This window comes from Psychrobacter sp. NG27, assembly GCF_016106655.1.
Classification (GTDB): domain Bacteria; phylum Pseudomonadota; class Gammaproteobacteria; order Pseudomonadales; family Moraxellaceae; genus Psychrobacter.
Genome location: NZ_JADGIN010000010.1, coordinates 1 through 12,471 on the forward strand (window position 1 = coordinate 1; position 12,471 = coordinate 12,471).

At 45.5% G+C, this 12,471-nt stretch carries 10 protein-coding genes and 1 pseudogene; 7 read left to right on the forward strand and 4 right to left on the reverse strand.

Annotation, left to right across the window (positions count from 1 at the left end):
• Positions 1-155: 155 nt before the first annotated feature.
• Positions 156-911: a TSUP family transporter gene (locus IP485_RS12270; RefSeq protein ID WP_197176481.1), complete on the reverse strand. Its 756-nt coding sequence runs from the start codon at positions 909-911 to the stop codon at positions 156-158.
• A gap of 504 nt (positions 912-1,415) precedes the next feature.
• On the opposite strand from IP485_RS12270, the gene nhaA reads away from it, so the two are divergent.
• The 4 genes and pseudogenes from nhaA to IP485_RS12285 all read left to right on the forward strand — a co-directional run bounded on the left by nhaA (position 1,416) and on the right by IP485_RS12285 (position 4,801).
• Positions 1,416-2,618: a Na+/H+ antiporter NhaA gene (gene nhaA, locus IP485_RS12275; RefSeq protein ID WP_194364592.1), complete on the forward strand. Its 1,203-nt coding sequence runs from the start codon at positions 1,416-1,418 to the stop codon at positions 2,616-2,618.
• 334 nt (positions 2,619-2,952) lie between these two features.
• Positions 2,953-3,093, forward strand: a pseudogene (locus IP485_RS13995) (DUF2799 domain-containing protein); the annotation flags it as partial.
• Positions 3,094-3,123: 30 nt separating this feature from the next.
• Positions 3,124-3,375 carry a hypothetical protein gene (locus tag IP485_RS13900; RefSeq protein ID WP_265090952.1) on the forward strand — a complete coding sequence of 84 codons (252 nt, stop codon included), beginning with the start codon at positions 3,124-3,126 and terminating at the stop codon, positions 3,373-3,375.
• An 82-nt stretch (positions 3,376-3,457) separates the two neighbouring features.
• Positions 3,458-4,801, forward strand: a complete 1,344-nt coding sequence (locus IP485_RS12285; RefSeq protein WP_198327451.1) for an oxygenase MpaB family protein — start codon at positions 3,458-3,460, stop codon at positions 4,799-4,801.
• Between the two features lie 132 nt (positions 4,802-4,933).
• Here IP485_RS12285 and IP485_RS12290 read toward each other — a convergent pair whose 3' ends face one another.
• The gene (locus IP485_RS12290) at positions 4,934-5,533 is read right to left on the reverse strand and encodes an NUDIX hydrolase (RefSeq protein WP_413787032.1); all 600 of its coding nucleotides are present in this window, start codon (positions 5,531-5,533) and stop codon (positions 4,934-4,936) included.
• Positions 5,534-6,364: 831 nt separating this feature from the next.
• Here IP485_RS12290 and IP485_RS12295 point away from each other — a divergent pair.
• Complete coding sequence (locus IP485_RS12295; protein WP_198327453.1) at positions 6,365-6,928, forward strand: NUDIX hydrolase; 564 nt, start codon at positions 6,365-6,367, stop codon at positions 6,926-6,928.
• A gap of 82 nt (positions 6,929-7,010) precedes the next feature.
• Here the strand turns inward: IP485_RS12295 and IP485_RS12300 are convergent, their stop codons facing one another.
• Positions 7,011-10,091 carry an insulinase family protein gene (locus IP485_RS12300; protein WP_198327454.1) on the reverse strand — a complete coding sequence of 1,027 codons (3,081 nt, stop codon included), beginning with the start codon at positions 10,089-10,091 and terminating at the stop codon, positions 7,011-7,013.
• Between the two features lie 291 nt (positions 10,092-10,382).
• On the opposite strand from IP485_RS12300, the gene IP485_RS12305 reads away from it, so the two are divergent.
• Positions 10,383-10,844 carry a universal stress protein gene (locus IP485_RS12305; RefSeq protein ID WP_198327455.1) on the forward strand — a complete coding sequence of 154 codons (462 nt, stop codon included), beginning with the start codon at positions 10,383-10,385 and terminating at the stop codon, positions 10,842-10,844.
• A 99-nt stretch (positions 10,845-10,943) separates the two neighbouring features.
• Positions 10,944-11,405, forward strand: coding sequence for a universal stress protein (locus IP485_RS12310; RefSeq protein ID WP_057761630.1), 462 nt, complete (start codon positions 10,944-10,946; stop codon positions 11,403-11,405).
• Positions 11,406-11,515: 110 nt separating this feature from the next.
• Here the strand turns inward: IP485_RS12310 and IP485_RS12315 are convergent, their stop codons facing one another.
• A complete protein-coding gene (locus IP485_RS12315; RefSeq protein WP_198327456.1) occupies positions 11,516-12,451 on the reverse strand; it encodes a LysR substrate-binding domain-containing protein in 936 nt (311 codons plus the stop codon).
• Positions 12,452-12,471 lie beyond the last annotated feature (20 nt).

The window sequence follows — 12,471 nt, forward strand, 5'->3', positions numbered from 1 at the left end:
AAGGACTGAGTCCTGTGCAATACAGAACTCAGTCCTTGAAATAAACTTAAACCGTCCAACATTTGGGGGTCAGTTCAAGGCTGGGGTTTTTTATGATTTATATTTATATGGTCTGTATTCAAGGGTTTCAATATTTTAGTAGTTCGCTGACTATATTAACCAAATACGTATTTGGTCAACATGGCAAAACACACCAATACAATCATTGGACGAATCAGCTTACTGCCGCCTTTGACCACCATATGCGAGCCAAAATATGCACCGATGGTTTGTCCCACCATCATCGCCAGTCCCACTTTCCACAGTACATTACCACCCAAAATAAAGAATATCAGTGAGCCAATATTGGTCGATAGGTTCAACACCTTTGCCGCGCCTGTCGCTTCAATGATCTGGCGACCACGCAATGCTACGTTACCAAGCGCAAAAAACATACCAGTACCTGGGCCAATATAACCATCATAAAAACCAATTAAAGGTGCCACTACTTTTTGCCACTTGCTCTCTGAGATGCGCGGTGCCGCTTCTACTTCACCAAGCCTAGGGGCAAATAACGTATAGAGACCAATCGCTGCGATCAAAAATGGAATCAGCCTTTCTAGCAAATCTGGTGGCGACATCTGCACCGCAATCGTACCTATGACTGAACCAATAAAAGCCGCAATAATGGCCACCTTTATACGTTGCGGTTTGACGACACCTTTTCTAATCATAGTGATAGATGCCGCTAATGCCCCTGAAGCTGCTTGGAGCTTGTTGGTGCCCAGTGTCAATACGGGTGGGATATTGGCCAACAGCATGGCTGGTATGGTCAATAATCCGCCGCCACCAGCGATCGCATCAATAAACCCTGCCAATGCCGCCACCGCAGTGAGCATTAAAATAACCTCTAACGAGAATGATAAATCCATGACCCTGACCTGCAAGATGTTGTAATAAAAAAGAATAAGAATTAGAAAAGAAGCTACGATGTCATTGTTAATTAGACTACATAGTATTGGCTAGCATTTTATTAGCGAGGCCAGATTATAATTGTTATAGACCCAAAAACTGCTACCTAGTTAATCGACTATGATGACATCAAGCCTCGGTCATTATAAAGACAAAAGCGCCAAAAACATCATAAAGTTTGCCAGATTTATCGAGAAAAATACCAACACTTGTGCACAAAAAATATTTTTTAAAAAAGATTTAACGACTTACAACTGTATTGACCTTCATATCCCCTTTATAATATTGCTGTTATTGATATAAAAAAGCGAGCGCATGGTCTTCGCTCAACGTATTTTGTTGTTTATATTAATAAGAGTATGAGAAACTGTTAGGGTCTATCTGCTATCGTGATACAAACAGCGAGATAGACATTTGAAGTTATTGAATGATTTAGTGAATTATATTTAGCAAACGGGGATGATATGGCAATACGAAGGATTAAGGCGTTTTTTGAGTTTGAAGCAGCGGGCGGTATCGTTTTAGCCTTGGCTGCCATTGCTGCAATGATCATTGCTAACTCCCCTCTCAACGTATGGTACGAAGGTTTTATTCACGCGCCTGTCTCCATTCAAATTGGTGAGTTCGCGATTGCCAAAGATGCTCACCACTGGATCAATGACGGTCTGATGGCCGTTTTCTTTTTCTTGGTCGGGCTAGAGCTCAAGCGCGAAGTACTGATTGGCGAGCTGTCTAACGTCAAACAAATCATCTTGCCAGCTGGTGCAGCACTCGGCGGTATGATCATGCCAGCAGTTGTTTATCTACTCTTTAACTACAATGAGCCTGAGTTTTGGAAAGGGTGGGCCATCCCTGCCGCAACGGACATTGCTTTTGCCCTTGGTATCTTAAGCTTACTCGGTAATCGTGTACCCAATTCTCTAAAAGTATTTTTGGTCTCTATTGCGATTTTTGATGATATCGGCGCCATTTTGATCATCGCTTTGTTTTATACCAGTGAGCTGTCATTAGAGTCACTAGCCGTGGCTGGCCTATGTTTGCCGTTCTTATATGTTCTTAATCGTCGTAACGTCACCAATATCACGCCTTATCTGTTGATTGGTCTGATTATGTGGATTGCCGTGCTCAAGTCAGGCATTCATGCCACTTTAGCCGGTGTGGTGCTAGCGCTGTTTATACCGATGTTTGACCGTACTGATCCTGAGCACTCTCCGCTTGAAGAGCTAGAGCACGATTTACACAACTCGGTGGCATTTGGTATTTTGCCCCTATTTGCCTTTGCCAACTCGGGCATCTCTTTAGAGGGTGCAGGCATGGCTGAGCTATTCCACTCAGTGCCGCTAGGTATCGCTGCAGGTCTGTTCATCGGTAAGCAGTTGGGCGTGATGTTCATGTGCTGGTTAATCTTCAAGCTTGGTATCTCAACCATGCCAAAAGGCATGGACTACAAGCAAATATATGGCGCAGCGCTATTGTGTGGGGTTGGTTTTACCATGAGCTTGTTCATTGGCGGCTTAGCGTTCGCTGGCGAGGCGACCATGTTTGATGAGCGCTTAGGCATCATCATGGGTTCAATTGTTTCAGGTATCGCCGGTTACATCATGCTCAAGGTGAGCTTGAAAGATAATGCCAGTGGCACATCCGTTGATTTGACCCGCTCTCATTAATGTCAAAACGAGCGACTTATGAGCACTACGCTTATAAGTCGCTTTTTATTATCTACCAAAATACTGCTGAGTTGCTTGGTAGAAAATATGGGCTTAGCTTAATCAGAATAGACCATCAGCGTAAATTGATTGGTATTCATTGATAACATTGGCCACAGGGAATCGCTATGTACCGCTCTGTACATCATGTCATGCGTCAGCTTGCCTTAGGACTGTCTATTATTGGCAGTGTCTATCTACTGTCAGGCTGTGCCACGCTCTCTAAACAAGTACGATCGGTGACTGGCAAACCATTGGCTACAACGATGGCGTCGCAGGTTACCACTCAGACCGTCTGGCCTCTCATAACAAAGCTTGTGCCAAAGCCGGCGTTACCCCTGATTATCAGGCATGGGAGCATGGTCGTCAGAGTGGGCTTAAGCAGTACTGTACTGTTAATAATGCTTATAACGTTGGCAGGCGTGGCCGTCAGTTAAACACTGTCTGTCCTGTCGCTAACGCCCGTGTGCTGCAAAAAGCCAATCAGCAAGGTCTCGATTACTATAAGCTGGACAGTCAATTGGATGAAGACAAACGCCTGTTAGACACTTATCAATCAGAATTTAATAAGCTCGAAGGTGGCGCGATGCTAGACTTTGCTAATGAAAAAGAAGCCCGTGCCAGACTGCTCTCACTCTCTGATGAGATTCGTCAGACAAAGCGGCGCATCCAATCTACTCAAAAGCAATTGGATTCATCTATTTGCTCGTATCAGTAATTAGTATAAATCCCAGCCACAGTACGGATACTATCCTAGCGTTTAAGCATAAGGGTGTTTAATTAAAAAGGTACTTGATAACATGGATAAGAAAACCACCAATACAGCAAGTACCTCTACTGGCAATAACCATCCTCCATTACTGGCTTCTTATCAGCGCCACGGACGCACCACTGCCATCGATGACCACAGTGATCTACAGGTTTTGAGGCGGATTAAACGTTATCTGCTGCCAAAAGATTTTGCTATCTCACCTGCGCTGCTAGAAGAGATGGTCGCAGGCTACGATATCGGTGACCCGCTCGCAGATGCATTGGCCGCTGAAAATATCCGTTTTGCAAAGCCCTTACAGCAGCTCATTATTGCAGGCGACTCAGATAACGACCTTGCTAGCAACCCATCCTTTAGCGCACTAACCGAGCAATTTAGCAGTCATCCCGATTGGTTTGACCCTAAGCTTGCTCAAATCGGTGCAGTCGCTTATCGACGCTATCCACTCATGCTGATTTGGCTACTGCGTAATGTCGCGCTGATGGCCGGTTATAGCATCCCTGCCCTATCACTGCCACTCATTCAGACGGGTGCATTGATGCACGATGCGCTACCACGGCTCATGCGTACTTATGCTTATATATTGGCGGTGTCTGAGCATCCACACTCAGATATGGGCACGCGTAATCAGCGCAAATCTATCGATCAAGTATTGGCCATTGGCTCTGAAGGCTGGCAACAGTCTATCAAAGTACGTCAGATACATACTCTCGTACGGCAGAATTTGCTCAAAGGTAAGGGCAATTCAGCGACAGGCGTGATACCAAGCGCTGATCAGCACCACAATCTTGATGGCAGCTGGAATACTGACTACTGGGGTGTGCCTATTAATCAGACTGATATGATTGCCACCCACTTACAGTTCTCCTTATTGATTATGCGCGGCTTACGACTGCTGGGCGCGCGTATCAGTAGTGAGGAAGCCGAGGGCATCTTACATTTATGGAATCTGGCCAGCTATTGGATGGGCGTTGATTTAGATCGTCTGCCAAAAGATGAAGCGGCATGCTGGGAGTGGCTGTATACGTACCTATCGATTCAGCAGCTAGATTTTAAGATGGGGCAACCACTGGCAAAAGCCTTGCACGACTTGCCACGTCAACTGATGGGCGAAGACAATCGCCGTGGTCGTTTTGTTGAGATGGTCAACGCCAGTGTCACTCGCACCTTGGTCGGTGATGATATTGGTGATGGGTTGGATTTGCCAAAGTCAAAGATACGATTTGGTGTATTGTCTTCTGTGCCGATTCTTTTTGCGCTTGATACCGCACGGCAGCACAATAAAACTATTGCTGAAAAACTAGAAGCCTTTCGTGCTCAGCGCCAAGACAATATGAACTGGTGGCTGAAAAAGAACGATGATTATTATAAGTAGATGACCATAGTCATTCCACTATAAAAGCATTACTGCGTTAACCTCGTTTGAAGTATCACATATACATCTACACTCGGTTGCCTTGTACTACTTTTCAATTGCATCGACTATATTATAAGTAGATGACATTTATCAGCGTTTGTTTTCTACGCGGTAGTACCACTCTAGCTGTCGATCAAATCCAGTTTCTAATAGGTTAGCAATCACACGTCCTGTTAGTCCCCACACTGTCTCACCATCGACTTGCCAGCTCGGTGTAAAGATAGTTGCTGCCTGCTCCTGCATTGTGTATTCAACTTCATACTCAACCGTTGGCTGCGTCACCAGCGACTCAAAATCTGCCCAAAATATACGCGATATCTCTCCTGCCTCTGGAACTAACACCAGACCTGGGGCAATGAGTGCGACGATTGGGCGTACGCTCATGCCACTTTTAGAGGTTTGGATCGGCAGCTGCCCAAGAAGCTGAACTTTATTAGGTGGTAGTGCCGTCTCTTCACAGGCTTCACGTAACGCAGTGACGACGTTATTACCATCACCAACCTCATGTTTACCACCTGCACAAGATACTTCACCCGCATGGCTGTTCATGTGTGCCGCACGCCGCGTCAATAGAAGCTTAGGCTTGCGTTCATTGGTAATCGCGACCAGTATTGAGGCATCAGCAATCGGCGTCTGATACAAACTATCCAAGATACGCGTGCTGTACGAGGTGTCATTAGTCTCGTACATCGCAGGACTCGTCAGTGTATTTAAGGTCTCATGTTGCACTCGCTCAGCCAATTTTCTGAGCGTAGGATGGCGAATAAAAGTGGGTACAGCGACTGATAGGTTATCGAAGCTTACAGCCTCTGGAAGGAGTAACATTGTAATTGCCCTATATTTTTGTCATTATCAAGCGTTATCAAAAGTATTGTTTGCGGATTTAATTTTAGATGACAGCTTTTCCTTCATCCAATGTATGCACACTAAGCAAGATGGTTGGCCACCCTTTTCTCTTATTCGGGCTGTTTTTTATGAGTATATAATCAAAGAAGTCTAAAACTGCTACAAGGCAGTTGAGTGCTGCCCCTGTCTCACTAGACTAGCGTAATCTCATGCCAGCTGCATGCTATTTATGTGACTGACTCACTACTTGGCAATGCTGGATAGTGTTATTTATAACAGACCACATTTAGTTTATTAGTAAAATGATACGTTACTGTTATCCTGATTCTGTATGCCAATAATATGTGCTATCTTAAGACCACAGCGGTTTCTTATAATAATCTCTTATAGATAGTTGAGTTCGCATAATTTCGATACAAGGTAACTGAGTGCAAGCGATACATTAGTATGGCTTGTAAGGGTGGCGACGTAGCGAATTTATATGAATTTGACTATAGTCAGTTCAATATAATTTCGATACAAGGAAACCGAGTGCAAGTTATACATTAGTATGCTTAGCGAGGATGACGATGTAGCGGATTTATATAGACTTGACTATAGCAGCCTCTCAAAGTACGGGCTTCATAGCCTACAAAAATTACCATGCATAATAACTTTTCTAATAAGGTAGTCGATATGAGCTATTGTCTCCAATGCGGTCATGAAGCAGAACGAAAAATCCCACCTACAGACAATATGCCGCGCTTGGTGTGCCCAAATTGCCACTATATCCACTACGAAAACCCAAAAGTTATCTGTGGTTCGTTAGTTGTACACGAGGATAGAGTATTACTGTGCCGCCGTGCTATCGAGCCTCAATACGGTCTATGGACCATACCTGCAGGATTTATGGAAAACGGCGAGACCATGGCTGAAGGTGCCGCACGCGAGAGCTACGAAGAAGCCGATGCTACCGTGATAAACCCGCATCTATACTGCATTTATGACTTACCAGATATTGGACAGATCTACTCTATCTATCTGGCCGATCTAAAAGATGGCGCCTATGGGACCGGCTCAGAAAGCCTCGAATGCGCCCTGTTTAGCGAAGAAGATATCCCATGGGATAAGCTGGCCTTTGAAGCCATTCGCCGTACTTTGAAAAGCTACTTTGCTGATCGTAAGCAGTTTGATGAATTGTCTGACTTCCCGATTCATCAGGATAAAATTGGCAAAGATCTGAGTATCAAGCGATATTAGTCAATTACCTAACCGCAAAAAGCCAAGCATAATGCTTGGCTTTTTTGTGCTCAACTTCTAATCAAAAACAAACCTAATTGTCTTAGCTCTTGATTCTACATACTTCAAAGCCTAGGCTTTTTACCGCCTCTTCTTTGTCATAAGGTGCTAATACCGCACGTACGTGATTTTGTCCTTGCAGGTACTGTTTGGCAACACGCTGCAAGTCATCGATCGTCACGGCTAGGATAGCAGCACGCATTTTACGCTGCCAATCGACACCGCGATGATGCAAATTCGCAAAGCACGCTTTGATCGCCTCGCCTGCAGGAGAGCCTGGCTTATCCATACCTGAGATAATACCTAGGATAGCTTCTTCCAACTGCTCATCGGTTTGTGGTTCGTTCAATATCCACTCGATACTGGCATCAAAGTGAGCAAAGGTCTCAGCACACTGTGGATCACGATAGCTAAAGAACTTAAAGGCACAAGCGTTGGCATCGTAACCTGCGCCGCCACCATAGGCACCGCCGCGCTCACGAATAGCACTGTGCAAATAGCCATTACGTAAGTAAGGCGCTAATACCATGAGTGCAGCGGTATCAGGATGATCAGCAGCAGGCACGGTATAAGCACTGGCATTATGATAGACGTTGGTTGGTACTAGCCATGCCAGATCTGCAACCTCGAGCACGTCGTTTTTAACATCGTCGCCACTCTCTAACGCTTTAACCGTATCAGTCACACCATTTAAGGCTGTATCTAATTGCAGATTGGCAAATTCACTTGGGACATTTGCTTCCGCATTCGCTAAATCATTAGAAGCTGTCATCGCTTGGCTGTCTTTCCAGCTATCAACGATTAAGCTACTTAAGCGTTCGGTTTGCTCTGCTTCACAGATGATAACGGCATGCTTAGGCAAGCTGATGAGACGTTGATGTAAGTCCATCAAGCTCGTAGCCAATTGATCCCACTGAGCATCATCCGTACTGGCATGCGTCAAGAAGTCTTTGAGCGCATTCAATGCTGGTAGACCGCTGCGCACATACTCTAGCTGTGCTTGGCGACTCATGCCGCGACTGGCCGTTTGCATGGCATAAGAATGCCCTGAACCCGCTAGGTTTGACTGCCAACCTGCTTGACGCTGTTGCAAAATTTCTTTGATACGGTCATGCTCAGAAAAGATACTGTGCTCCATCACTTCTTTGAGCAAATCAATCGCTTCAGGTTTGCGATTCAGCGCACGCGTTGCCACAACGAAATAACTGCTAATCTCTTGGCTGTCATCGACGTTGGTACGCTGACTAATACGAGCGGTCACCCCAGAAGAATGCGCGGCCTGCTTGGCCTGCATCTCATGAGCGCTAAGCGAGTCAGTACCTAGCTCAGACAGTAGACTTAAATAGATAGGCAGCAATGGATGATTGATCACATCATTGACTGGTAGCGCATCTGCGTTCGCATTACCAATCGCATCGGTCAGCGGTATGATAACTTGATAGTAATAAATGCCATTGGTGCCCGCTTCATACTCAAATAGCGTGCTGTCTTGCCCGCTCAAACGCACCTGCTTTTGCGCACCTTCTTTAAAGCTGATATCGGTTGGTACGTCTTCTAGACCTACCTTTGGTAATAAGCTCAAATCATCTGGCGCAGCTTGACGTGCAGCCAAATCTAAAGCTTGTTGCTTCAAAATAGCTTTGTCATCAGCAGTCAAATCCATCGCGATAGTATCTAAACGTGTCTGCTCAGCTGCTGCCAAACGGGCTGTTTTTTCGCTATCAGGGGTCATCGTTACGCGTACGCGATGCTGATTGTCCAACAGGTGCGTTTTAATCAAGTTCGGTAGCCACTGTGGATCGACGACTTGCTCGCGTAGCCATTGTAGATGCTCATCTACTTCCCAGACGTCGATAGGGTTGCCATCATGAATGGCGGTACTAAAGCCCTCTAGCATGAGGTTTAGACCATAAGGAATGCTATCGCCGCCGATGTGACGCTGATCAATCTCAATCTGATGCAGAATGGTTTCGATTGTCTCATCATCAACCGGTGAATTAGCCACTTCGGTCAGCAAGTCGATAATACCCTGCTCGACCGCTTCGGCATGTTCAGGGTTAGAACCGCGCAGTCCTGTATAAAAGACCATCTCATAATGACTGTCATCAAGTCCCAATAGCGGACTTGGCGCTTTACCCAGTGGATGGCTGTCAAGATAAGCACGCAATGGCGAGCCTGCATGCTCAATCAATACGCCCTCTAACAAACGTAACGCTAAGCGCTGCTTAGGATCGGTAATCGATGGTAGTAACCAAGCAACCACATGATGCGTCTGATCTGGGCACGCTTCATCAGCAGTGTACGTATCTACTGCGCTGATTGGTGCAGACAAACGCTGTTCTGGACGCGATACATGCTTTTTGCCTGCTTCAAACTGAATCAAGGCATCTTCATGTATTTTCGCTTGCGTCTCGGCAACAGGAATATTACCGAAGCTCATGATCACACTGTTTGACGGATGATAATGGCTCTGGTGAAACTCGGTCAGCTCAGTGTGCGTCAAGTCAGGAATATCGGCAGGATCGCCGCCTGAATTATAATGATAGGTCGTCGTTGGGAACAGATGATGAGCAACCGTATGATATAACTGGTCAATCTCGCCACTCATGGCGCCTTTCATCTCATTAAAAACGATACCTTTAAACTGTGGCTTGTCATTTTCATCAAGCTCCACGCGAATGCCTTCTTGGGCAAAATCGAGCGGATGGATATTCGGGAAAAATGATGCATCAAGATACACAGCAAGCAAGTTAAAGTAGTCGTTTTTGTTTTGCGTCGCGTACGGATAGGCCGTCCAATCGGCTGCAGTCATCGCATTCATAAACGTGTTTAATGAACGTTTAATCATCGAAAAGAACGGATCACGTACTGGGAACTTGTTCGAGCCACATAACGCCACGTGCTCTAAGACGTGTGCCTCGCCTTTTGAGTCCATTGGCTGGGTGCGAAAACCGACCAAAAACGCATTTTCATCACTTGGGTGTGCCAGATGATAATGCATCGCTCCTGTTTTTACATGCTGACTGATCAGCACATCCATCGATAGCGCCTCAATATGGCGATGCTCAATCAGCTCAAATGCTGGATGCAGCGTTAAATCAGCAGTAAATGGCGTGTCCGTCATAGTTATCCTTATCGCTTATTATGCGTATAGTGCCCTGACTAGTAGGGAAAATAGAGTAATAAATTGGCTAAAAAAGAGTTGGCTTAGCGCTATTAGTGGGGCTGTGACATCGATAAGTCAAGTCAGCAACCATGTAATAATCCACCACACAGTAATCTACGCGGGTAGCCATTAAAGCCTTATAGTTACAAATTCACCTATATCCACAATTTTATTATGGATTTATCGCTTAACAAAGGTGTTCCACTCCTGTTACTATAAAGTTAACTACTAACAGGAGTGGAACACCTTATGAGCTACCAACACGTTTTACTGGTCACTGACTTACTATCCGATGCGGACACAGTGGCGCTAAAAACCAAGCGTATCCTCGCAGGCTCCCCTGAAGCCAGACTGTCCGTCTTGCATATCGTTGAAGATGATATGGTACGCTTTGGTTATGAACTCGTGCCTGCCTCTAGTCTCTCGGGTGATGTCGATAGTGAAAAGTGGCAAGAAGCACGGGCTAGACTGGCGCAATTCCTCGCACGTAACGAGCTAGAAGTGATGAACTCTGAGGTAACCGCTGCCATCTCTAATAGTAAAGGTATCATTAACTACTGCCGTGAAAAAGACGTCGACTTACTTATCATTGGACGCCATGAGCGCCATGGCATTGCCGCGTGGTTAGTGGGTGCGACTGCTGATAGTATATTGCCAAATGCCCCTTGCGACAGCTTAGTGGTGAAGCTTGATCGGCCTGTCTCAGAATAATTGGCATCTCTCTAATCAGCTACTAAAGACGACAAGCTTTACTTAACAGCGCCCTAGAGTAGTGCTATAGTAAATACTATCTGACATGAGGAAGACGCTATGAGTTACGAACATATTTTACTGGTCACCGACTTACTCTCTGATGCAGATATAGTCGCACAAAAGGCCAAGCGCATCGTCGAAAACCGTCCAGGCTCTAAGCTATCAGTTTTGCATATTGTCAAAGACACCATGGTTGGCTTTGGCTATGAGCTGGTACCAGCCTCTAGCCTTTATGATGAGATTGATGATGAACGCTGCCAAGAAGCGCGCGCAAAGCTGGCGCAGTTCCTTGAACGCAATCAGCTAAATGCAGCAACGTCAGAAGTCACAACTGCTATCTCTAGCAGTGAAGGTATCGTCAGCTACTGTCATAAACACGATGTCGACCTATTGGTCATCGGTCGTCATAAGCGTACTGGTATCGCTGCATGGATCAGTGGCGCAACTGCGGATAATATCCTGCCTAATGTACCTTGCGATAGCTTTGTAGTGAGACTGGACAAGCCTGTTTCAGCATAAAAATATGCTTTGATTGTCTTATATTATCTAAAGCATATCCTAAACAGAAAAGCGCAGCGTAAATTTCAACGCTGCGCTTTTTTGTGGCTAATAATTTTTAGACTTATCGTTTAACCTTGTTGAATAATATCTATAAAGGTTTGCCAAATCGGGCTTTGGTGACGGGCTTTATGCCAGACCAGCCACCATGTGCGTGATAGATCAATCCCCGCCACGTTCACTTGTACCAGCTCACCTGTCGTCAGTTCTGTCTCAATCACATGCTGTGATAGACAACCAAGACCAATATCTGCACTCACCATATGCTTAATGGCTTCGGACTGATGTATCGCCTTTACCACTTCTGCATTGGGTAGATACTTAAGCAATTGCTCATCGATAATCTGCCGTGTGCCCGACCCTGCTTCACGCACCAGTAACGGCAACTGCGATAGCTGATGAATGGTCAGCTGATAGCAGTCCTTATCTTGGCTATAGGTAGCCACATTCTTTAGCCACTTGCTATCACGCTTGGCAAATATCATCAGCGTATCGGTGCGCCATTCGCGCTGCTCAATAACTTTCATATCTACCGGACGCGGCATCCCTTCTACCAACGCGATATCAATATTCAATTGCTCAACCTCGCTCACTACCTCTTGCGTATTGGCAATATACATATCGACATTGGCATCGGGCAGCGCCTCATATAGTTTACCAAGTAATGATGGCAGCACATAATTACCGATAGTGGTACTAGCACCGATATGAATTTGTCCTGCTTGATACTGATGATAATGCTCTAGCGTGAGCGACTGACCCAAGATAGCCTGTGCCTGTATATAAATCGGATGAGCATTGGGATGCTGATTGAGCCGGCGACCGACACGCTCAAACAGTGGCATCTGTAGTCTAGACTCTAACTCTGTCAGTGCGCTGCTGACTGCTGATTGTGATAAATGTAGCTCCTCACTAGCGCGACTGGTGCTACCTGTCTGATAAATACTAACAAAAACAGCAAGCTGCTTAAGTGTAATCTTTGGCACTGTCTGCACTGATTTTTTCATGTTATCGATGTTGCCTTATA

What these genes read in the sequence shown, in the direction of transcription:
- IP485_RS12295 (WP_198327453.1), top strand. Translation starts at nt 6,365, where the DNA reads ATGAGCTATTGTCTCCAATGCGGTCATGAAGCAGAACGAAAAATCCCA.
- IP485_RS12305 (WP_198327455.1), top strand. Translation starts at nt 10,383, where the DNA reads ATGAGCTACCAACACGTTTTACTGGTCACTGACTTACTATCCGATGCG.
- IP485_RS12300 (WP_198327454.1), bottom strand. Translation starts at nt 10,091, where the DNA reads ATGACGGACACGCCATTTACTGCTGATTTAACGCTGCATCCAGCATTT.
- IP485_RS12290 (WP_413787032.1), bottom strand. Translation starts at nt 5,533, where the DNA reads ATGTACGAGACTAATGACACCTCGTACAGCACGCGTATCTTGGATAGT.
- IP485_RS12270 (WP_197176481.1), bottom strand. Translation starts at nt 911, where the DNA reads ATGGATTTATCATTCTCGTTAGAGGTTATTTTAATGCTCACTGCGGTG.
- IP485_RS12310 (WP_057761630.1), top strand. Translation starts at nt 10,944, where the DNA reads ATGAGTTACGAACATATTTTACTGGTCACCGACTTACTCTCTGATGCA.
- IP485_RS12285 (WP_198327451.1), top strand. Translation starts at nt 3,458, where the DNA reads ATGGATAAGAAAACCACCAATACAGCAAGTACCTCTACTGGCAATAAC.
- IP485_RS12315 (WP_198327456.1), bottom strand. Translation starts at nt 12,451, where the DNA reads ATGAAAAAATCAGTGCAGACAGTGCCAAAGATTACACTTAAGCAGCTT.
- nhaA (WP_194364592.1), top strand. Translation starts at nt 1,416, where the DNA reads ATGGCAATACGAAGGATTAAGGCGTTTTTTGAGTTTGAAGCAGCGGGC.